General features: G+C 45.8%; 1 protein-coding gene. It reads right to left on the minus strand.

The genetic code is table 11. The features are described from left to right. Window positions 1–583 (minus strand): pyruvate dehydrogenase complex transcriptional repressor PdhR (pdhR, locus tag R7R24_RS28850; RefSeq protein ID WP_318120477.1); only part of this gene is annotated, 583 nt, incomplete at both ends.

Genomic DNA, 583 nt, shown 5'->3' on the forward strand with positions numbered 1-583 from the left:
GCTCGGTGTTTACTCACTTTCTCGACCGCCTCAGGGCGGCGACGTAGTAATTTAAAATTTTGTAGAATATTTTGCTCAAGTAGAGGAGCTAAGCTACGCACAATGTGCAGTAACACGACATTATGAGCCGCTTCTGTTATCGCAATTAAAAACTGCATAACTTCCGCTGATTCCGCTTCGATATCGTTGTTTGCTTGCTCTTTACTAATGCGCTCAAGGCAGCCTTGAATGCGTGCAAAATCTTCTTCGGTACCACGCAAAGCTGCAAAATACGCCGAAATCCCTTCCATTGCATGACGTGACTCAAGCAAATCAAGTTGGGTTTCAGAGTGGCTAGACAACAAATTCAGCAAAGGATCGGAAAAGCTTTTCCAGATGTTTTCGCTAACGAAAGTACCGCCACCTTGGCGACGAGTTAACAAACGTTTCGCTTCTAAGCGTTGGATGGCTTCACGGACTGAAGGACGAGACACATCGAACTGTTTCGCCAGTTCGCGCTCAGGTGGCAATTGTTGCCCCGGAGACAATGTTCCTTCCACTATCAACCTTTCTAACTCTTGTTCAATAACATCAGAGAGCTTTG

It is taken from the genome of Vibrio sp. 704, from assembly GCF_033339295.1.